The sequence below is a fragment of the Ruegeria sp. CI8 genome (assembly GCF_056536865.1).
In genome coordinates this window covers 698,021-718,966 of sequence record NZ_JBQFQL010000001.1, presented here as the reverse complement: position 1 = coordinate 718,966, position 20,946 = coordinate 698,021, and the positions used below count along the sequence as shown (strand labels likewise).

Here is a 20,946-nt window from a genome sequence, read left to right as displayed (position 1 = left end):
GCAAAAGGTCCGGACGCACCTTGGGTAAAGGTGCGCCCGGCTCCGGCACTGGCGGCAACGGAAGAAACACCTGCGGTCGGCGCCGGAAGCCGAGCGTCAAAGGTGCCGCCACACGGTGATTACCCGCACAAACGCCGTTGGATCCCTGCTTTAGGCGTCCCTGACCACATTATGCTCGGGCATCGCGCCAAGAACGGTAACGTTTCGTCCATCGCTTCGCCCGCAACTGATTTCGCATCAGCGCAAGAAACGCCGAGTGCGGTACCTTCGGTGGCTTGCCATTTGCCAGTCGTTCAAGCTGGAAATACGCCAGAACCATCGAGGCGAACCCGGCCAGCCTTTTGTTTTCCCAAGACACTTCCGGGATATTGACCGACTCTGATTTTCCATTCCGCCAGTTTTCGACAAGATCAGGTTCGAAGGCCATCGCGCGGGCCACCCCCAGAACCGAGACGCCAATCCCGCCCCGGTTGTTGGCCAATGCATCCTCGGCAACAGCCCGAGAGCGAATGCCGCCGGTCACCATGATCGGCATTTTCGCGTCAGCAGCGATCTCCCGCGCAAAGTCTACAAAATAGGCTTCGCGCCGGGCCGTGCTGGAGCCATCCTCCTGCCTGCCCTGCATGGCCGGACTCTCATAGGAACCGCCAGACAATTCGACCAGATCAATAGCCATATCGCCAAGTTGGTTGACCACCCATTTGGCATCATCCTGCCCAAATCCACCTTTCTGAAAATCAGCCGAGTTCAGCTTCACCGAAACGGTGAAACCCTTGGACACGCCGGCCCGGATCGCGCGAACGACCTCAAAAAGAATACGCGCCCTATTCTCCAAAGTGCCGCCCCAATGGTCGGTACGGCGATTGGTCAAGGGCGATAGAAACTGGCTGATAAGATAGCCGTGGGCGGCATGTATCTGAACGCCGTCAAATCCTGCTTCTTCGGCCAACGCGGCTGTTCGAGCAAAACGGGCAATCAGGTCTTGGATTTCGGCCTCGGTCAGGGCCCGCGGCGGGTTGAAATTTTTGGACATGCCGGGGATCTCGACCGGAACGTCGGACGCCGACACCGTTTCTTCTCCCAGGCTCGCCAGGACCTGACGACCGGGATGATTGATCTGCATCCAGATTGCTCCGCCGCGCGTCTGCCCTGCCTCGGCCCATTCCCGGAAAGGCGCAAGATCGGTTCCGTCTTCCAGAACCACGCTGGCGGGGCCCGACAGCGCATCAGCCGAGACCATTACATTTCCAGTGATCAACAGGCCCGCGCCGCCCGCGGCCCAGCGGCGGTAAAGCCGGTGAATTTTCTCGTCTGGCACCTGCCCGAAAGTCGCCAGACTTTCTTCCATTGCAGCTTTTGCCAGACGGTTTCTGAGAACCGCGCCATTTGGCAATGTGAGCGGTTCGAACAGCGGTGAAACAGTCATCTTGGGATCCTTTTCTTCTCGATCCCAGGTGATATAAACCTTCGACAATGGTTGAAGGTCAAGGGCATGAAGATCGGAAAATTGGCAGAATCCACGGGCGTGTCAGCGTCAAGCATTCGGTTCTACGAAAAACACGGCCTGATCCCACCGCCCGAGCGCCTAGAGAACGGTTATCGCGACTATCCCGACGCAATGATTTCGCGCATCAAGACCATCGCAATGAGCAAGTCGCTTGGCTTTTCTCTTTCGGAAATCAAGCGCTTCCTACCGGAAGACCCGGAAAACACCATCCCGCGGCCCGAAGTGATTGCGAACCTAAAAAGCAAGTTGGCCGATGTGGATCAAAAGATCAAAGACCTGCACGGGATTCGCCGCGACCTGGACCAGATGATCGCCTATCTGAGTGACCCTGAGTCAAATGGCTGCTGAGGGTCTGGCAGCCTGAAACCTGCGCCCTGCGGGAGCACAAGACTTCGCTCCTCAGGCTTCGTATGCCGGAAGCTTTGACAGGGCGACCTTCAGCGCATCGCCCCACCCTTCGGATATGGTCCGAAAGTACTGATCGTCAGGCTCGAACCTTGAACGCGTGCCGGCCGTAAGGCTGTCTTCCTCATAAAGCAGCAGATCAAGCGGTGCACCGACGGACAAATTGGCCTTGATCGTTGAATCGAAACTGACCAGCAACAGCTTTACCGTTTCGGAAAAGCTCATGTCCGGATCAAACGCACGTACCAGTATGGGGCGGCCGTACTTCGTCTCACCGATCTGAAAGAACGGGGTATCCTCACCGGCCTCGATGAAATTGCCCTCGGGATAGATCAGAAACAGGCGCGACGGGCCGCCTTTGATCTGCCCCCCCAGGATCAGGGTCGCGTGAAAGGCGCTGTCTGCCTGTTGGCCCGCTCGGGAATGCCCCTCGATGACGTCGTTCAGCGTCGCCGCAACCAATTGGGCGACCTGAAACATCGTCGGCGCCTCAAGGATCGACGGCGATCGGTCTTCCGGTGCTTTTGTACGTTCTTCCAGCAGGCTTATGGTGGCTTGGGTGGTCGCCAAATTGCCAGCCGTCAACAAGGTGATCGAACGGTCGCCTTCGACGGTCCAATTGAACATCTTGTTGAAGGTGGACACGTTGTCGACACCTGCATTCGTGCGCGTGTCCGACATGAAAACCAGTCCGCGGTTCAGCCGCATGCCCACAGCATAGGTCATCAGGTTCTCCGTTACTGCTGTGCGACCTGCAATTGAACCGTCAACTGCTCGCCCGCTGCCCCAATTCTGTTTCCTATTACCGGGGCCGCCTGGGCATAGTCCAGACCGGTTGCGACACGCACGTATCTGTCATCGGGTGAAATCCCGTTGGACACGTCGAATCCAACCCAGCCAAGCCCGTCCAAATGAACCTCGGCCCACGCGTGAGTGGCATCCTGCAATTCGGTTTCGTTCATCATCAGGTAACCCGAGACGTAGCGGGCCGGCACACCGATCTTCCGCGCACAGGTGATGAACACATGCGCATGGTCCTGGCACACGCCGCGCCCGGCCTTGAGAGCGTCTTCTGCGCTCCAGTCCGGGTGCGAGCCACCCACTTCGTAGGAGACCTGAGCCCGAACTCTTTCGGACAGGGCATGCATCCGCTCAAGCGGCTCACCATCCGGCAAAGCGGCGATCACGTCTGCAACACCCTTGCCCGGCGTTGTCAAAGGCGTGCTCCGCTGAAAAAGCCACAACGGCGTCGAGCCCTCGTGACGTCCCAACACACCATGCGTATCTTCAACCTCGACAACACCTTCGGAGATCAATGAGATGCTTTGGGTATTCGCTTCGAAACTGATCAGTTCCACCGTGTTGCGATGGTAGTCCTCAAAGCTCAGCTCCTTGCGCCCCCCGGTCACTTCGGTGCTCCAAGAGAAGATATTCTGATTGCGGAAGGATTTGGGTGTTTTTCTCAGCTGCTGCAGGCCAAAGGGAACCGGCGCGTCGAAATCGTATCGTGTCTCGTGGCGAATATGCAGTTTCATTGGTCACTCATAGAACCGGTAGTCAACTTCAATCTGGCGGCTCAAGTCTCCGAGATCTTTCAAAAAGTCCTGAATATACTCGTGCAGCCCAAGGTCAAAGATATCGGAAATCTGCCGGTCGAGGTACTTCTCGGACAGCGCATTGGCCGCCGTAACCGACGGCCCCGCAAAGCCATAGTCTTTGCTGAGATAAGAAAGGTTCTCTTGGATCTTCCTGCAGCAGAAATGCAGGCTGCGAGGCATCCGCTGATCGAGGATCAGAAACTGCGCAATTTCCGACGGCCGGGTATTCTGGCCGTGGGTCATGCGATAGCCACCACCCGCACCCACGGACCGCAGGATGCTTTCCCATTGGATGTTGTCCAGTGACGAGCCGACCGAAAAGGCCGTGGGCAGAAGGACATAGTACTTCACGTCCAGGATGCGCCCGGTATTATCGGCCCGCTCGACAAAGGTGCCGATCCGGGTGAAGTCGAAAATATCGTTGCGCAGCATGGTCCCTAGCGTCGCACCACGAACCAGAGCCGCCTGTTGACGAATAAGCTCCAGCGTCCCCGGCAGGTCTCTCTCGTTCACGCGGCGCTTCATGGCTTGATCAATCTGCATCCACGTGGCGTTCACCGCGCTCCAGACATCATGGGTCAATGCAGTTCGAACAAGGCGCGCGTTATCTCGCGCCTGCTTGATGACCGACTTGATCGAGGATGGATTGTCGGCATCACGCAACATCCAATCCACGGCATTGTCTTTTGAAATCTCATCATATTTGGCGCTGTATCCACCGAAAACGCCGGCTGTTTTCAGAACCGAGCCCCATTCCGCATCGGAATTCTTGGTCCGGGTCAGCGCCATCCTCTGACCTGTTTCAAGCAGTCTGGCCGTGTTTTCCGCCCTCTCAAGATACCGGGACATCCAGAACAACCCGCCAGCAGTTTTTCCCAGCATGGTCAGTCCTCCAGAACCCAGGTGTCTTTGGTCCCGCCGCCTTGGCTTGAATTCACGACCAGGGATCCTTTTTTCAGCGCAACGCGCGTCAGGCCGCCGGGGGTAATCTCGATCCCATCCGGGGACACCAGAACAAACGGCCGCAGATCGACATGCCGGGGGGCAAGTCCCGAACGGGCGAAGATCGGTACTGTCGAGAGAGACAGTGTGGGCTGCGCGATATAGTTCGACGGCCGCGACTTGAGCTTGTCACGGAAGGCCGCAATCTCTTTCTTGCTGGCGGTCGGGCCGATCAGCATTCCATAGCCGCCCGAGCCGTGCACCTCTTTGACGACAAGATCCGACAGGTTGTCCAATACGTAGGAAAGCGACTCGGGGTCGCTGCAGCGCCACGTAGGAACGTTTTTGAGCAGAGGCTTCTCGCCCGTGTAGAACTCAACGATTTCAGGCATGTAGGAATAGATTGCCTTGTCATCGGCAATGCCCGTGCCCGGCGCGTTGGCGATCGTGATGCCCCCGGCCCGATAGACGTCCAGAATGCCGGGTACGCCCAGCGCGCTGTCCGGGTTGAAATTCAGCGGGTCCAGGAAATCGTCGTCAACCCGGCGGTAAAGAACGTCGATTGGTTTGTAACCACGCGTGGTGCGCATGCAGACGCGCCCATCGACAACCCGCAGGTCGTGGCCCTCGACCAGTTCCACGGCCATCTGATCGGCCAGAAACGCATGTTCAAAATAGGCTGAATTGTAGATCCCCGGAGTCAATACCGCGACGGTCGGCTCGCCATCCGCGCAGGCCGGCGCACTGGACGCAAGCGAGCGTCTCAGATTGCGGGGATAATCGGATACATTGCGCACATTCGTGGCGCTGAAAAGCTCGGGGAACATCTTCAGCATGGTTTCCCGGTTCTCGAGCATGTAGCTGACCCCGGACGGCGTACGGGCGTTGTCTTCCAATACAAAGAACTCGTCTGGCCCGGTACGCACCAGATCGACGCCAACCACATGGGTGTAGACCTGCCCCGGCGGTGAGACACCCAGCATCTGCGGCAGGAAGGCTTCGTTGCTGGCAATCATCTCTGCCGGAACGCGACCGGCACGCACGATTTCCTGACGGTGATAGATGTCGTGAAGAAACGCATTGATCGCCCGAACCCGCTGTTCGATGCCACGCTCCAGACGTTGCCATTCGCGTCCTGAAATCACGCGCGGAACGATATCAAATGGGATCAAACGTTCTTCGGCCTCGGTCTTGCCGTAGACGTTGAAAGTAATCCCCGTCAGCCTGAAAACTTCTTCGGCTTCGCGCTGTTTGGCCCTCAGCCGTGAGACATCTTCCGCATTGAACCAACGTCCGATCTCTTCGTAAGGACCTCTGAGAGATCCGTCGCCGTTGAACATCTCATCAAAATACTCGCTCATACGAGAAGTGTGACGATCAATTCAAACTTTGCAAGTTGTACTGGCTTTTCCAGTTGGCGGCCTACCAAGAAATGCACAGTTTTCGAGCGAACAGCAGCCCGCCCGTCGGTGACGAAATTGGTTCTGGGTGCAGCGAAAATCATCGCCGCCACTCTACCGGCTTCTGGCTTCAATAACGTGCAGCCACCAAAGCAATTCTCGAAAGCAATCAGGGGCCTCGGCTCCGCCTGAGAACCGGCTAAGCTCCCACCGCATCCAGCAGTGCGCTCCGGACTGCGTCTACCATTCTGGCACGGGGTGACATTGCGACACTCGCAAGACCGACGATGCGTCGGGGTCCGAACTGCTCCAGAGGAATTTTTTTGAGCTGTAAATGGTCATAAGACGCCAGACGACTGTCAGGTATGATCGAGACCCCGAGTTCAGCGGCGACCATGCTTGATATTGCCTCGAGGCTTTCAAGCTCCATGGCGTCCTTGACTTCTATGCCCATCCTTTGCAGCCAGGTCTCGATCTGCCTCCCCACAACCGCGTCGCGAGTGAACCGGATAAACGGCAACGCGCCGAGAAGCTCTTCGGGAGAAAGGTCCGGGGTGTTTTCCGAGACGAGCAGGACCAGTTTCTCGGTCACGATTTCCGAGAACTCCAGCGACTTCGGCAGGATATCCGGGCGTGAGATGATTGCTGCGTTAACCTGCTTGCGGTCCAGCCGTAACAGCAGCTGATTGGTCAAGCCCGGAACAATTCTGACACGCACGTCAGGATGTTCTGACTTCAGCCTTGATAACGCAGCAGGCACCAAACCCGTCAAAGTCGTTGGAACTGCACCCAAGATGATCTCGCCGGCAAGTTCCTTGTCTGATCTCACCTTGTCAGCCAGGCCATCATACGCGGCGACGACCGCCGCCGCTTCTTCAACAAGCATGAGCCCCGCACTGGTCAGTTTGGGTGTCTTCGCCGACCGGTCAAACAAGTCGAGCCCCCACATGGCTTCAAGATTCCGCATCTGATGGCTTACCGCCGACGGCGTCAGATGCTCGGCCTCCGATGCTGCTCGAAAGCTTCCATGCCGATGTATTGCGATCAAAGTTCGCAACGCTCGAATGCTCATCTCAAAGACCTCACCACTTTTGCCGGACCCGCAAAAGGTGAGAGATTTTCACCGATGGATCAAATCATTTTCGTTTTTGTTTACATTTTTTGATCTGTACCCTGCGCGAAACAAGCTCAATGAAACAGCGTCCTGAGGTCCCCATGGTTGCCCCAAAGTCCAACACCTACACGTCCATCATTGCCAAGCCTTTCGCTCCTAACCTCGGGGCCGAGATCTATGGGGTCGATTTGAGCCAGCCTGTGCCCGAAGACCAGTTCGCCGAGATCCGCGATGCCTTTCACACCTATCAGGTTCTGTTCTTCAAAGAGCAGAAAGAGATACCGCCTGCGCAGCACATCGAGTTTGGGAAACGCTTCGGGCCGCTCCACGCACACCCCGCAGCCCCAACGATGGAAGGGTATCCGGAGATATTCGAGATCCATGCCACCAAAAATTCAAAGGTAGCCAACGGTGAGTTCTGGCACTCGGACGTGTCATGTGATGAGACGCCGCCATTGGGAACAATGCTTCAGATCCACATTGCCCCTCCTTGCGGCGGGGACACCATGTTCAGCGATATGTATGCGGCTTACGATGATCTGTCCGAACCGATCAAAAGCATGCTCGGCGGCCTGTCCGCCCTCCACAGCTCCGAGCACATATACAAGGGCCGGTACAGCGACCGGGGCCAAAAGGACGCGGATATTGATTGCCCCGAAGCAATTCATCCGATCGTCAGAACTCACCCCGAGACAGGACGAAAATCGCTGTTCGTCAACCGAACGTTCACAACGAAGATTATCGGCTTGTCGGCCAAGGAAAGTGAGGCGATCCTCAACATGCTTTTCGAGCATGCCGAGCAGATCAACTATCAAATCCGGTTCCGGTGGTCGCTCAACGATATGGCGTTTTGGGACAATCGTTGCTGTATGCATCGTGCCATCTGGGACTATTGGCCCGCGGAACGAAAGGGGCGGCGTGTAACCGTGAAAGGCGACCGACCCGTCTAGTTCTGACGGGACGGGATTTCTGGGTCGAAGAAACCATTTTGGAGCGCGAAGTGCGAGCTGCAGTCGTCAGAGAGTTCAACGAGGACCTTTCGATTGAAACGGTCCCGGACCCAACCTGCCCCGACAACGGAGTGGTCTTGGAGGTCGCCGCCTGCGGCGTGTGCCGCTCGGACTACCACGGCTGGTCCGGTGCCCACCCGAAAGTTCAAAACGGCTCCATCCTGGGGCACGAATATTGTGGCACCGTGGTCGAGGCCGGGTCCAATGCGAAACACAAAGTGGGTGATCGCCTCATCGCCCCATTCATCCTAGGGTGCGGCAGTTGCCATGCCTGTCAAACCGGAGTGTCGAATACCTGCGCCAACCAGATCGTTCCCGGATTTGGCGCACCGGGCGCCTATGCGGAATATGTTGCGGTGCCCTTTGACCATAACTTGGTTCACTTGCCAGACACACTCTCCCCTGCCCTCGCCGCCGGCCTGGGCTGCCGCGTCACCACCGCATGGCATGCTTTGACGGACCGAGCAGATGTTGCTGCGGGCGAATGGGTTGCCGTCCATGGAACCGGTGGAATTGGTCTGTCCGTTCTCTTGCTTGCGAAAATGCTGGGATGCCGGGTTGTCGTGGTGGATGTGGTCGATGAGAAACTCGAGCACGCAAAACTCCACGGCGCGGACGCGACAGTCAATGCATCCAAAGAGGATGCGGCGATCGCGATCCTGGATATCACCGGTGGAGGAGCGCAGGTTTCCATCGAAGCTCTGGGCATCGAAACAACGACGAACGCTTCGCTGGAGTGCCTCGCGATCTTGGGCCGTCATGTACAGATTGGGATGCCGTCGGGTGAAGGTTGGATGCGCATGAACATGCGCGCGATATATTCCAAACAGCTCTCGGTTTATGGCACCCGGGGCATGCCGTCCTGGAAGTACCCGCGTCTGCTTGGACTGATCGAGCGGGGTAACGTTGACATGCAGCCGATGGTGGCCCGAGAGGTCCGCCTTGAGGATGCCAGCGGTGAGCTTCGCGCGATGCGTGGCCCGACCTCGCCCGGCACCGCCGTAATCACAAGTTTTCGACCTTGATTGGGTGCCTGTGCCTTGCAGGATGCACGCGGACCCAAATAGTTAAAGTATTTAAAAATAATAACTTAAGGCGAGTAACGTCGTTTGCCCGGGCTGTCGCCACACACACGCCAAAACACTGTTCCCGAAAAATATTGTGAAGCCGTTTCAACAAGAAAAGCCCGCCCAAACAGTTTTGGTCGGTCCAGGCGGGCTTGCCTTTCAGAGAATGAAATCACCTTCGTCTAGGCTGCTTGCGCGGACGCCGAACAACGAGATTTCCGTGTCTCCCAAATCGATCTTGGTCTTGAAGAAACGGCCGCTGATCGCATCCTCGACTTCCTCGTAATCTGTGAAGCCATAGGCGCTGAGGTCGATCTTGTCGCGACCTGCGCGAAAGCCGAACACAGTGTCATGACCGCCGCCTTGTTCGAAGACGAAGCTGTCAGAGCCCGAGCCGCCGATGAGTTTGTCGTTTCCGGCGCCGCCCGCGATCTCGTCGTTTCCGCGGCCGCCGAAGATGATGTCGTTTCCACCCTCGCCGTTCAGGGTGTCGTCACCCTTACCGCCGAAAACTTTGTCCCGACCGTCACCGGCGAGAACCAGATCGTCACCACTTCCTGCGAAAACGATATCGTTGCCGCCTTTGGCATCGATCAGGTCATTGTCCCGACCTGTGCGGATAACTTCGCGACCGTCGTCTCCGATGACGAAATCGACTGCCCCTGAACCGTCAGATTGCAGTAGATCGGCGGGCAGCAGAACGCCGTTCAACACATGGATCACACCGTTAGACGCCTGAATGTCGGTCGCGATGAGGCTTGGATCCTGAACGTCCGGATCGGCATCGACTAGGGTAAGGGTCTCGGCAACCACACCAATCGTTCCGCCCTGGAGCGTTTCGATTTCCTCAGACGCCAGAACCTGGCTGGCCTGCAGGCTTTCACCCGAGACATGGTATGTCAGCACCGTCGTCAACAGCTCGATGGGATCGTTTCCGCCGTTGAGCAAACGCAGTGCGTCAACAAGGTATGCAAACGCTCCGCCCTCATCGCTGCCTTCGTATCCCAGTGAGTTCGAGAGCGCGATAAACGCGTCATCGGTCGGCGCGAAGGCGGTAAGGTCGGCATTCGGGTCATTAAGGGCGCCCGCCAGATCAGCCGCGATCAGAGCTTCTCGGAGTATGTCGAAATCACCTCCGTTTTCGTCAAAGCCGGATGCGCCGCTTACCGCCAGAACGGTTTCCGTAATCGTCGGGGCGTCATTGCCTGGCAGATCGATCGGCAGCAGAACGCGATCAATCACGTGGACCACGCCATTGTCCGCCAGGATGTCTGTCTGCACCAGCGACGGATTTATGAGGTCCGGCTCCAGATCGCCAAGTGTCGGTAGTTCGGACGCATCGATCACTCCGCCCTGAAGTGAGGTCACCGAACCCGCCGACGCAATCTCGGACGACCCTTGGGTGCCAGCTGCAACATGGTAGGTGACGATCGTCTCAAGCAGCGTTGCGGTTTCCACCGGATCTTCGTTCAGAGAGGTCAGAAATGCGGTTACGGCTGCGGTGTCAGTAACGTCGCCCGCAAAACCCAGATCAGCTGCAAGCTGCCCGAATGCCGCGTTTGTCGGGGCAAAAACCGTGTAGGTCGCAGAAGGGTCACCGGCAGTTCCACTGAGGACACCAAGGTAGTCAGTCCCCTTCTGGTCATCGATAAAACCTATTGCTGCGACAAGAATGCTAAAGCTTGGATTTCCTGCGGCAATTCCTGCAATTGTCGTCATATTTTCCTCCACCTGAGATTTGCAAGCCAACGATTGGCTTACCGCTGGTACGGAGCGCACAGGCAGTTCGGATCAAATATTTCTGAGTCACGATGTGTCCCCGGCGATAGCGCGTAGATCGTTTCCGCGCCCACTGAGGCCGAAACCAAAAAACAAATCCAACCGGATCAGATCAGCGTATCGGTCATCAGTTGAGAGCAAAGGTGACGGCCAATGGGAAAATCCAAATTCGTATTTGAAACGGGGCGTCAGGAACTTCGCCAAGTGCGTCGGGAAAGCTGGCGGCTGTACGTTTTTGTCGGTGTTCTCAGTTGCTTCACCAACCTTCTGATGCTGACCGGGCCATTGTATATGCTGCAGGTATACGACCGGGTTTTGGGCAGTCGATCGGTGGAAACGCTGGTCGCTCTCTCGGTGCTTGTTGCGTTCTTGTACGGCATTCTGGGCCTGCTTGAATATGCTCGGGGGAGGATTTTCGGACGCGTCGCGGCCCGATTCCAGGCGCGGCTTGACCGTCGGGTATTCGAGGCGGTGCAGCGCAAAGCCTCGGTCGCTCCGGACGATCAAACGGAAACCGGCCTGCGCGATCTTGAGGCTGTTCAGCGGCTTTTGTCTTCTCCGGTTCCAATGGCCTTTTTCGATTTGTTTTGGACGCCCGTTTTCCTTTTGGGCATCTGGATATTCCACCCTTGGCTTGGTGCTGTCGCTGCGCTGGGTGGCTTGGTCATCTTGGCACTGACCGGCTTGAACCGAGTCTTTTCGGCACGCCCCATGTCGAATGCCAGCCGTGCTGTCGCCTCGTCCGAAGCAATGTCCAACCAGTTGCGGAACGAAGCCGAAATCGTTGAGGCGATGGGTATGCGCGATGCGACCTACACGCGGTGGAAGACGTTGCGCGACCGGGCGCTGAAGGAGCAGATCCGCTCGGCAGATGTAAGCGGCAGCTTTGCCAACGCAACAAAGACCTTCCGGTTGTTTCTGCAGTCAGCCATCCTTGGTGTTGGTGCATTTCTTGTGCTTCAGGGGGAACTGACTGCAGGCGCAATGATTGCAAGCTCAATCCTGCTGGGCCGGGCGCTGGCACCGATGGAGCAGCTTGTGGCGCAATGGCAGTTGGTTCAGACCGCAAAAAGGGGCTGGGATAGTGTGGCCGAACTGCTCGGCACCGTACCGCCCGAACGTGTGAATACGCGACTGCCGAAACCCAAGGCCAAGTTGGTTGTTCAAAACCTGACCGTATTTCCGCCGAACTCACGGCAAGCCGCTCTGAAATCCGTTTCGTTCAACGTGAACCCCGGCGAAGCGGTTGGCTTGATTGGGTCGTCCGGCGCGGGGAAGTCCACACTCGCCAGATCCTTGACTGGCGTATGGCGTCCGCACAGCGGCACGATCCGGCTGGATGGCGCCGCGCTGGATCAATACGGCTCGACCGAACTTGGCAGCCTCATCGGCTATCTTCCGCAGCGGTTTCAGCTGTTTGACGGCACGATTGCCGAAAACATCGCCCGAATGACGCCCGAGCCGGACGATGCCGCCGTCGTGGCAGCCGCAAAGAAAGCAGATGCGCATGAGATGATACTGCGGCTCGCTGATGGCTATGACACCAACGTGTCGGCGAACGGAGGGCAGCTGTCCGGTGGTCAGATGCAACGTATCGGCCTTGCCCGCGCCATGTACGGCGACCCCGTTCTGCTCGTGCTGGACGAACCCAATTCAAACCTCGACGTCGAAGGCAGTGCCGCGGTCAATCGCGCAATTGAAGAGTTCAAGGCAAACGGAAAATCCGTGTTGATCGTGGCCCACCGGCCGGCCGCAATTCAGGAATGCGACAAGCTGATAATGCTTGATAACGGCACCGTCCGGGACTTCGGCGCCAAGAAAGACGTTCTTCGGAAACTCGTTATCAACCACGAACAAATCGCAAAAACTGCCAGACAGGGAGGCCTGAAATGAAACCGGAACGGTCCGACGTAAACTCGTCTGTTTCCTGGTCAGCGCGCGGACCAGTGCTCGTGGGTCTCGTGGGCCTGATGCTGTTGCTTGGGGGCTTTGGCTATTGGTCCTTCACGACCAATATTGCCGGGGCAATCGTTGCCAGCGGTCGAATTGAAGTCGATCAAAATCAACAGGTTGTAGAACACCCCGATGGCGGCGTGGTGGCCGAGATACTTGTCGACGAAGGGTCCTTGGTCGAGGCCGGTGATGTTCTGATCAAGCTGGCGTCCAATGACCTTGCCACCAAATTGGCGATCGCCGAAAAAGAGCTTTACGAGCTCATGGCCCGCCGTGGTCGTCTTGAGGCGGAAAGAGACGGAACCGAAGAAATTCGCTTTGACCCCATACTTCAGCAAGCCGCATCTTTGGACATCGATATCGCGGACTTGGTCTATGGGCAGGAACGATTGTTTGTGGCGCGCAAGGAATCCATCGCGCAGGAGATTGATCAGCAACTCAAAAGAGTTGGTCAGATCGACAGTCAGATTGTCGGGATTGATGCTCAAAAACTGGCGCTTGCCACCCAGCTGGACCTGATACGAAAGGAACTGACGGATCAGGAATCCTTGTTTGAACGCGGATTGGCCCCCGCATCCCGCGTTCTGTCATTGCAACGGGAAGAAGCACGCTTGAGCGGCACGATGGGTGATCTGACTGCCCGTATCGCGGAATCCGAGGGGCGAAAGACCGAAATCGAGATTCAAATCCTCAAGTTGCAAAGCAAACGCCGCGAAGATGCCATTACCCGCCTCAGGGACCTGCGGTATCGGGAACTGGAATTACGCGAGGAAACGACGAATATCGCAGAGCGTATCGCCAACCTTGAAATCACGGCGCCGGTCTCTGGGGTCGTACATGGATTGAACATCTTCAGCCTTGGCGCGGTTGTGAAACCGGCTGAACCGGTATTGTACCTCGTTCCGCAGGATCGTCCGCTGATCATAAGTGCCCGCGTCGACCCCATTCACGTTGACCAGATGTTCGTCGGACAAGATGTCGTTTTGCGCTTTTCGGCCATGGATCAGCGCAAGACTCCCGAATTGACAGGACGGGTCACCCTGGTTTCTGCGGATGCGTTCGAGGAAGCTTCGACAAACCAGACCTACTACACGGCCGAGATCGCACTGAATGCCGGAGAGCAGAAAAAACTGCCCGCGGAAACACCTCTGGTCCCTGGAATGCCGGTCGAAACCTTCATACGGACGCAGGACAGAACACCGATTGCCTACCTTATCAAACCGTTCAGCGACTACTTTGCGAAAGCATTTCGTGAGACTTGAGTGTGGGCCCCGTGTCGCCGTCAAATCGAGCCACGAGCGATTCACATAGGTCTTTCTGGCCCTGCGCGGAAAACCCGTGCGCTGCGACTGGTACGAAGATAAACCCGCTTGGCTCTTGAATAAACGCCAATGAAACTTCAACAGCCCGAACTCGGCTGTTTCCTGCAGAGCGCCCTGCCGCCTGCAGTGCCCATCACTCAAGAAAGTCGGAGACCAGAAGCTGGAATAGTTCAGTTTTCTCGGCATGAACCGCATGGGCGCAACCCGGCACGACCGCAAGCGAGGTCTTGGGGATTTCTTGCCAAAGCATATGCGTCTGGCTCCACGGATAAGTCCGATCCCGATCGCCCCAAAGCACAAGTGTTTCCTGCCGGATTTGGCTGAGGTTCTGCTCTCCGGACCAGGAGTGCATCGCGTCCAGGCCGGCGTTTATTGCAGCCAGTTTGCTTTGCGCGGCGACAGCGGCGCAGTGCTCAAACCCTTGTGCGGCTTCACGTTCCAGAAACCAAGTTGCAGCGATCCGAAGGGCGGCTGTGGCAGGCGATTTCCTGAGACAACATGACGCCCATCGAGCGCCCCAAAAGGTGATGCCACGCCAGCCTGAGATCGCGGAGGTGCTGGATCCCCCAATCCGCCTTGCACAAGGGCACCCAAAAGCCTTTCAGTTGACGGTGCAAATTCTGTACTTCCCTCGAAGAAGCAAATCTATTGTCAACGATAGGCTTTGTCGATCGACGCTTCAGGTCAGCATTCCACCGCACAGACGCGGCTTTGACACAGGAAACTCGGCGGCCATCGGTTGAAGTCCGCTCAACTTCTGAATCGCAACTCAACCGGATCGTTTGACCGTCTGGCCATGCATTGCGGCAACCACGCTGTCCGCAGACTTTCATACGGCATCAACGCTACAGATCGAACGTTCTAATACCCGGATTAATTAGCAACGAGACCTGGCTCACTCAGACGGCATTTGCGCCGTTGGTGTCGACATGGAAATCGCTCGTTCCTCATCCGTCATATCTTCGGCAATCCCATCAAAGAGCGGTGTCGAAAGATACCGTTCGCCTGTGTCGGGCAGCATCACCAGCATCACCGATCCGTCCGGGGCGCTTTTGGCCACGTCCATTGCGATGGCAAATGTGGACCCCCCTGAAATTCCGGTGAAGATCCCCTCCTCTGCGGCCAGACGCCTGGACCAGGCGATACCGTCCGCTCCGGCGACGGGAAGCAGTTCATCATAATAGGCATTGTCCAGAGCTTCCTGAAGCACGTACGGGATGAAGTCGGGCGTCCAACCCTGAATGGGATGCGGTTCAAAGGCCGGATGGCTCTCAGTGGGCTGATGGGCCTCGTTGCGGGTGTTCACGTAGCCAGACCCGACAATCGCAGCGTTTGCAGGCTCGGTCAGAATGATCTTGGTGTCAGGGCGATCACGCTTGAGCACGCGCGACACGCCCGAAACGGTGCCGCCTGTTCCATAACCGGTGATCCAGTAATCCAGCCGCTCTCCTTCGAAATCGCTTAGTATTTCCCTCGCTGTCGTGGCCTCGTGGATGTCGGCGTTGGCGCTTGTCTCGAATTGGCTGGCGAGAAACCAGCCATTTGCCTCGGCCAACTCCTTGGCCTTGGAGTACATCCCAAAACCCTTGAGCGCACGAGGCGTCAGCACAACCTTGGCCCCAAGAAACCGCATCAACCGGCGGCGTTCCACCGAGAAGCTGTCAGCCATAGTGACCACAAGCGGATAACCCTTTGCGGCACATACCATCGCAAGACCTATCCCGGTATTTCCCGAGGTAGCCTCGACGACCGTTTGCCCGGGTTTCAGCCGACCTTCCCTTTCGCCAGCTTCGATGATGTTCAGCGCAAGGCGGTCCTTGACCGAGCCCGCGGGGTTGAAGGCTTCAAACTTGACGTAGACCGTCACGTTGGCCGGCGCGATTTTGTTGATGCGAATGCACGGCGTGTTGCCGACCGTATCCAAGACGCTGTCATATAAACGGCCGCGCCCGGATGTGGTTCGAATTTCCATGTGCCCCTCCTGCTTATCCACTTTTCTTCAAATGCGAAGAAGACTGCCACAAGCGCGATGCAATTGATAGAACGTCAACAGCACAGTAGAAGAACGGACCTTCTCCCACGCTACTAAAGCTGAGAGCCGATTGGCAAAATACTGAAAAATCCAGCCACGATATGATCCCAAGCCGAACCCGTTGGTTCTGAGTCATATTCAAGAATTTCTCCGTTCTCGCCCCGTGTTCTCCATTTGAGTTGGCCAGCACTCTCCAGCGTCACATGATACGTATATGCTGGAAGCGCATCGTCCAAAGCTCCCATGGTTTGTGCGGTCAGCGCAGGAGAGTCGATGAGAATGCCCATTTCCGTGTTGATGTTGACTGAACGCGGGTCCCAATTGAACGAACCGACAAACAGATATCGGTCATCGACAGCGAACGCTTTGGAATGAAGACCTGACCGAGATTGAGCCCAGTTTATTCCACGACGTTGGACCTGATAAGCGTCAGGCCGCAATTCATAAAGCTCGACCCCACCGCGCAGCAACGCCCGGCGTTTCTTGGCGTAGTGCGCATAGACTGGTGCTACGTCGTTTGAAGCAAGCGAGTTGGTTACGACTTTGACGTCGACACCTCGGTTTTCCAGTTCGGTCATCCACTTCACGCCGTTGTTGCGTGGCACGAAGTAGGCCGAAACGATATTGACCTCCCTGTCAGCACCTTCGAAATACGGCAGCAGTTGCGACGCAAGAATTGGATCTGAGTTATCAAGCCCTGCGGCTTTGGAAGGCGGATCAGCGTAGAGTTTTGCGGGCACCCAATCCAGGGAAAGCGTGCCGTCTGCAAAATTCTCCCTTGCAGATTTTCTGAGAGCTTCGCCGTACTGGGTCTGCTTTGCCGCCTCCACAAGCTCATTCAGTCTGCTTCGCGCTTGGCCAAGCGAAAATTCATCAGGTTGCCCGACGACCACGCGGGCCGGAACCGCGAACTCACTGTTCCAATATTCGTCAAAGCTGTGTGAAACTTCATTTACGACAGGACCGGCTGCCAGAACATCCAGATCCGCGTAGTTCATTTCCTCCCGCGCCAGGAAGTACTCGGCGCCGATATTCCGACCACCGACAATTGTGAACACGTTGTCTGCGGTCATCGACTTATTGTGCATTCTGCGATTGATCCGCTTGAAGTCCGTGAGCCCGGCAATGATCAGGCTTTGGTCGCGCCAGAAAGGATTGAACAGACGGATTTCAATATTCTCGTGGTAGTCCAAAGCGGCTGTCATCGCGTCGTATCCGGATGTGTCCATGTCATCCAAAAGCAAGCGAACACGTACACCTCGATCCGCCGCCTGCAAAAGGCTGGCCGCGAAGAGGTGACCTGTCGGGTCGTTATGCAAAAGGTAGTATTGAGCGTCGATCGATTGTTCAGCCGCTGCAGCGAGTAGGAGCCGCGACACCAAGGCTTGTTCACCGTCGCTGATCAATTTGACACCGGACCGGCCGTCTTTGGGGTCTCCGAGCCGGGTCGCCGCCTGCCCAAGTGCGCTGTTTGTCCTTGCCGAAAATGAAACCGAATTGGTCTTCTCATATGTACGAACTTTTGGGGCACAAGCGACAAGAGCGAATGTGCAGAACGCACAAAACATGATTGTCCAAGGCTTCATCGACTTCCTCCGCTCGTCACACATAGGTGACTACGCCAAGAGGCAAGAATGCAAGTATGTTCCGAGAAAGGTGGGGAGGTTTCCTGAAGTAGTGTCGTTCCAGAGGAATTGCGGTTCGAAGCCAGTCAGCCCGTCATGAGTATTAGATTGATCGACTGATGAAGCATCCTGTCCACAATCGAAAGACAATCTGTTCGTCGCTGAATCGTTTCCTCGGCATCGCCAGACTCCCTTGTTGCCAGAAATGTACCCAAAATCTCGTACTCGGCTCGGACCAGTTTCAGGGGTCAAGACCACCCTCTCGGCGCGCCCCGAAAAAAGGTGCACGATTCCAAGGGTGCTTTTCATCAACGGGATCGCAGTGTCGCGAAAAAAGCGGCAAAACTCGTCTTCTTTACCTGACCGCGTCGTCACCTGAAAAATTCGCATGATCATACATCCGTCCTCCCAAAGGTGCGGTTTCTGAATGTATGTGTGCCTCGCACGATCCAGCTTAGCGTACTCGATACCGAGTGTCAGTTTATGGCTCGGAGCAGTCGCTTATAGTCCAATTCAACAGGCGCATTGCGGACGAAGCCGCCTAATATTCAGCTTGTTGGGGTGTGTGATAACGGCCCAAGGAGGACCTTGGGGAAATTTTGACCCGGTGCCGTCAACTGCTGTTTCTAGCACAAAAGGCTGCTACGCGGGTAAAGCTCACACACTCTTCTTCGTGTTGAACGGTTGCTACAGAGAAGTGACGAAGTGCGCCAAATCACCGGTCAACTGTTGTGTTCTGCCCGCGGTCTTCCTATGTGCACTTCATCGGAAATGGAGATTTTATGTCCCGGTAAGGAAGGGAGGCAGCGCGCCTCCCGGAGCATATTCAAAATCTGAAGCACCGCCGTCGCTTTGTTGCCGACGGAGTGTTTTGATGTGCGCACTCTTTCCTACCATCAGCGCCCAAATCTGACCTGGGCCAGAGACATGAAAGTGAACACCCTATGACAAGGGATTACTCCGACTTCCTTCCGCTTCGCGCAAGCGACGCCGGATCGCACGCCAATCCCAGCCCTCTTCAGGCATTGGGATGGCAACCGTTTTTCGCCCAACAGATCAGCGTAGAGGACTTGTCGGCGACACCTCCCGTTCGCGTTGTCGAAGTGCATCGCAATGGGCTGCATGTCGTCGGTGACGGCATAGATACGGTACTTCCGCCGGGAGCCGACGCAACTGTCGGAGACTGGCTGATGCTGGACTCCACACGTCCGCGCTCCAGTCGGGTTCTTGAGCGCACAAGCCTCATAAAGCGGCGTGCGCCCGGAACCGACCGGCAGGAACAACTGATCGCGGCGAACATTGATACGGCCTTTATCGTCACGTCTTGCAATCAGGACTTCAAGGTGGCCCGGCTCGAACGCTATGCAGCTCTGGCTTTTGAGGCACGGATGACACCCGTCATCGTCGTCACAAAGACCGACCTCGTGACAGACCCGCAGAACTATGTCGACGCGGCTCGCGCGGTATCGGACATGATCGATGTGGTCGCCCTTGACGCCCGCGGAGATGCGCCACGGACAAAACTGCTTCCCTGGTGCAAGCCCGGCAAGACGGTGGCGTTTCTCGGCTCATCTGGTGTCGGGAAGTCGACGTTGGCCAATGCGCTGCTCGAGAGCCAGTCCATTGAAACCCAAACCATTCGAGAGGACGACGCAAAGGGGCGGCATACGACAACGCGGCGCGAGCTTCATGCGATGCCCAATGGCTGTCTGGTCCTGGACACTCCGGGCATGCGGGAACTGCAGCTCACCGACGCAGCGGAAGGCATCAATGATCTTTTTGCCGACATTCAGGAGTTGGCCGCACAGTGTCGATTCAAGAACTGTCAGCACGATTCTGAGCCGGAATGCGCTGTTTTGAAGGCTATCGATGAGGGTGTTCTTGATGGCGATCGGCTTCGCAGATGGCGCAAGCTCATGGCCGAAGATGCGTTTAACTCGGCGAGTCTTGCGGAACGCAGGTCGCGCGACAAGGCGTTCGGGAAGATGGTCCGCGGAGTCAAAAAACTCAAAGATGTCACGAAGTAAGGCGATGACACAGTCGAAAGCCGGTCAAATCGTATGGCATGACCTGTTCACACCGGACAGGGCGCGTTCAATGGCATTCTACCAGCACGTCGCCGACTGGACTTATGAAGTCGAGCGGGCATCGGATTTTGCATGGGGTGGCGGCGAGCAGGATTTCGTCCTCGCCCTCTCCGGTGACGAAGCGGGCGCGGGGTTAATCGAGACGCCTCCGGAGCAAGCGAAGGGCTGGGTCGCCTACATCGAGGTCCCCGACGTGGACCTGGCGGCCAAGCGCGTCGACACGCTCGGAGGCAAAATCGTTCGGGAGCCATTCGAGGTGCCGGGCGTCGGGCGCAACGCACTCGTTCGCGATCCGCTCGGCGCGTTGGTGGGGATTTCGCTGTCTCGGCACAGTTTCCCCGTGCCGAGACGGCAGTTTGGCCCTGAAGTGTATATCGGCAACGGTGATGACTTTCCGCAAGCGTTCTACATCGAACTCTTCGGATGGCAGGTGTCTCCCGATAAGGACCAGGATTGCGCCACTCTCCTCGGGCCTCGGGGCCGTCTTGTTGCAATCCAGCACGCGGCGACTTGGGCAACCGCCTCAAACGCATCTTGGGTCCCTTGCCTTAAAGTTACTTCAGTCCCCGACCCCATCCGTGTTGCTGAAACCAAAGGCGCAGGTCCGGCCTCCTTGAAGGTGAGCGAAACCGTTCAAGCTCAAATCCCCATCCTATGTGATCCGGACGGAGTGCCGTTTGCGTTCGGCGGCAAGCAGACAAACCGCTTCTAGCCACTCGCAGATTCTTCTCAGGAACTGCAGAGCGGATATTTTCCGCTCTGCAGGGGCGGGAACTCAGCGCCTATGCGCGCTAGTGGACAGTGCGTTGGTTGGGATCCAGCCGCCGACTTGTTTCTGATGTCAGTTCTCTGATGCATTGGTCCGGCATAGGGGGTGTGAACCGTAGCCGCTTGGTTTGAGACCAATGGCCGACACCCAGTCCCTAACAAGTCTCGCGTACTTCCGTGTCGAGACGTGGAAAGCCGACTTTCAAGGGATATCCTGAATTCTGAAGTCGCAAACCGCGTTGCTTCCGTCGGCTGTGACCTCGACGCAGACCTCATTGACCGAGATTGCATTTCATTCGGCTTCGTCTGGGTCCGAAAATGGGTCGACAACAAGTAC

The 20,946-nt window shown here is 56.8% G+C and carries 17 protein-coding genes and 1 pseudogene; 7 read left to right on the top strand and 11 right to left on the bottom strand.

Features of this window, described 5'->3' with window-relative positions:
* Window positions 1–169 precede the first annotated feature (169 nt).
* Window positions 170–1,426: an NADH:flavin oxidoreductase/NADH oxidase family protein gene (locus ACR0DA_RS03495; RefSeq protein ID WP_480752970.1), complete on the bottom strand. Its 1,257-nt coding sequence runs from the start codon at window positions 1,424–1,426 to the stop codon at window positions 170–172.
* A 51-nt stretch (window positions 1,427–1,477) separates the two neighbouring features.
* Between ACR0DA_RS03495 and ACR0DA_RS03490 the strand changes: the two genes are divergently transcribed.
* On the top strand, window positions 1,478–1,855 hold the full coding sequence (locus ACR0DA_RS03490) for a MerR family transcriptional regulator (RefSeq protein ID WP_170508742.1): 378 nt from the start codon (window positions 1,478–1,480) through the stop codon (window positions 1,853–1,855).
* Between the two features lie 51 nt (window positions 1,856–1,906).
* Here the strand turns inward: ACR0DA_RS03490 and ACR0DA_RS03485 are convergent, their stop codons facing one another.
* From ACR0DA_RS03485 to ACR0DA_RS03465, 5 genes are all read right to left on the bottom strand, one after another.
* On the bottom strand, window positions 1,907–2,638 hold the full coding sequence (locus tag ACR0DA_RS03485) for a proteasome-type protease (protein ID WP_170339269.1): 732 nt from the start codon (window positions 2,636–2,638) through the stop codon (window positions 1,907–1,909).
* Between the two features lie 11 nt (window positions 2,639–2,649).
* Window positions 2,650–3,447, bottom strand: a complete 798-nt coding sequence (locus tag ACR0DA_RS03480) for a transglutaminase family protein (protein ID WP_170371541.1) — start codon at window positions 3,445–3,447, stop codon at window positions 2,650–2,652.
* A 3-nt stretch (window positions 3,448–3,450) separates the two neighbouring features.
* Complete coding sequence (locus tag ACR0DA_RS03475; protein WP_170363773.1) at window positions 3,451–4,392, bottom strand: alpha-E domain-containing protein; 942 nt, start codon at window positions 4,390–4,392, stop codon at window positions 3,451–3,453.
* A gap of 2 nt (window positions 4,393–4,394) precedes the next feature.
* Entirely contained in the window at window positions 4,395–5,813 is a 1,419-nt protein-coding gene (locus tag ACR0DA_RS03470; protein WP_170363774.1) for a circularly permuted type 2 ATP-grasp protein, read from the bottom strand.
* A gap of 238 nt (window positions 5,814–6,051) precedes the next feature.
* On the bottom strand, window positions 6,052–6,924 hold the full coding sequence (locus ACR0DA_RS03465; protein WP_480752968.1) for a LysR family transcriptional regulator: 873 nt from the start codon (window positions 6,922–6,924) through the stop codon (window positions 6,052–6,054).
* A 143-nt stretch (window positions 6,925–7,067) separates the two neighbouring features.
* Here ACR0DA_RS03465 and ACR0DA_RS03460 point away from each other — a divergent pair, with 143 nt between their 5' ends.
* Both ACR0DA_RS03460 and ACR0DA_RS03455 read left to right on the top strand, forming a co-directional pair.
* Window positions 7,068–7,916: a TauD/TfdA dioxygenase family protein gene (locus tag ACR0DA_RS03460; protein ID WP_170437059.1), complete on the top strand. Its 849-nt coding sequence runs from the start codon at window positions 7,068–7,070 to the stop codon at window positions 7,914–7,916.
* 50 nt (window positions 7,917–7,966) lie between these two features.
* A complete protein-coding gene (locus ACR0DA_RS03455; RefSeq protein WP_480753901.1) occupies window positions 7,967–9,001 on the top strand; it encodes a zinc-binding dehydrogenase in 1,035 nt (344 codons plus the stop codon).
* A 201-nt stretch (window positions 9,002–9,202) separates the two neighbouring features.
* On the opposite strand, the gene ACR0DA_RS03450 is transcribed toward ACR0DA_RS03455, so the two are convergent.
* Window positions 9,203–10,762: a fasciclin domain-containing protein gene (locus ACR0DA_RS03450; protein ID WP_480752966.1), complete on the bottom strand. Its 1,560-nt coding sequence runs from the start codon at window positions 10,760–10,762 to the stop codon at window positions 9,203–9,205.
* 213 nt (window positions 10,763–10,975) lie between these two features.
* Between ACR0DA_RS03450 and ACR0DA_RS03445 the strand changes: the two genes are divergently transcribed.
* Together ACR0DA_RS03445 and ACR0DA_RS03440 are read left to right on the top strand one after the other, a co-directional pair.
* The gene (locus tag ACR0DA_RS03445; protein WP_480752965.1) at window positions 10,976–12,715 is read left to right on the top strand and encodes a type I secretion system permease/ATPase; all 1,740 of its coding nucleotides are present in this window, start codon (window positions 10,976–10,978) and stop codon (window positions 12,713–12,715) included.
* Window positions 12,712–14,037: an HlyD family type I secretion periplasmic adaptor subunit gene (locus ACR0DA_RS03440; protein ID WP_170433420.1), complete on the top strand. Its 1,326-nt coding sequence runs from the start codon at window positions 12,712–12,714 to the stop codon at window positions 14,035–14,037. Before ACR0DA_RS03445 ends, ACR0DA_RS03440 begins: the two co-directional genes overlap by 4 nt.
* Before the next feature lie 193 nt (window positions 14,038–14,230).
* Here the strand turns inward: ACR0DA_RS03440 and ACR0DA_RS03435 are convergent, their stop codons facing one another.
* From ACR0DA_RS03435 to ACR0DA_RS03425, 3 genes are all read right to left on the bottom strand, one after another.
* Window positions 14,231–14,449 (bottom strand): alpha/beta fold hydrolase, encoded by a 219-nt coding sequence (locus ACR0DA_RS03435; RefSeq protein ID WP_480752964.1) that lies wholly within the window; start codon window positions 14,447–14,449, stop codon window positions 14,231–14,233.
* A 543-nt stretch (window positions 14,450–14,992) separates the two neighbouring features.
* Entirely contained in the window at window positions 14,993–16,069 is a 1,077-nt protein-coding gene (locus ACR0DA_RS03430; protein WP_170366842.1) for a PLP-dependent cysteine synthase family protein, read from the bottom strand.
* Window positions 16,070–16,182: 113 nt separating this feature from the next.
* Complete coding sequence (locus ACR0DA_RS03425; protein ID WP_480752963.1) at window positions 16,183–17,715, bottom strand: phospholipase D family protein; 1,533 nt, start codon at window positions 17,713–17,715, stop codon at window positions 16,183–16,185.
* A 983-nt stretch (window positions 17,716–18,698) separates the two neighbouring features.
* On the opposite strand from ACR0DA_RS03425, the gene rsgA reads away from it, so the two are divergent.
* Both rsgA and ACR0DA_RS03415 read left to right on the top strand, forming a co-directional pair.
* Window positions 18,699–19,781 carry a ribosome small subunit-dependent GTPase A gene (gene rsgA / locus ACR0DA_RS03420; RefSeq protein WP_480752962.1) on the top strand — a complete coding sequence of 361 codons (1,083 nt, stop codon included), beginning with the start codon at window positions 18,699–18,701 and terminating at the stop codon, window positions 19,779–19,781.
* Entirely contained in the window at window positions 19,768–20,553 is a 786-nt protein-coding gene (locus tag ACR0DA_RS03415; RefSeq protein WP_480752960.1) for a VOC family protein, read from the top strand. The genes rsgA and ACR0DA_RS03415 overlap by 14 nt, the downstream gene beginning before the upstream one ends.
* A 135-nt stretch (window positions 20,554–20,688) precedes the next feature.
* On the opposite strand, the pseudogene ACR0DA_RS03410 reads toward ACR0DA_RS03415, so the two are convergent.
* Window positions 20,689–20,799, bottom strand: a pseudogene (locus tag ACR0DA_RS03410) (integrase); the annotation flags it as partial.
* Window positions 20,800–20,946 lie beyond the last annotated feature (147 nt).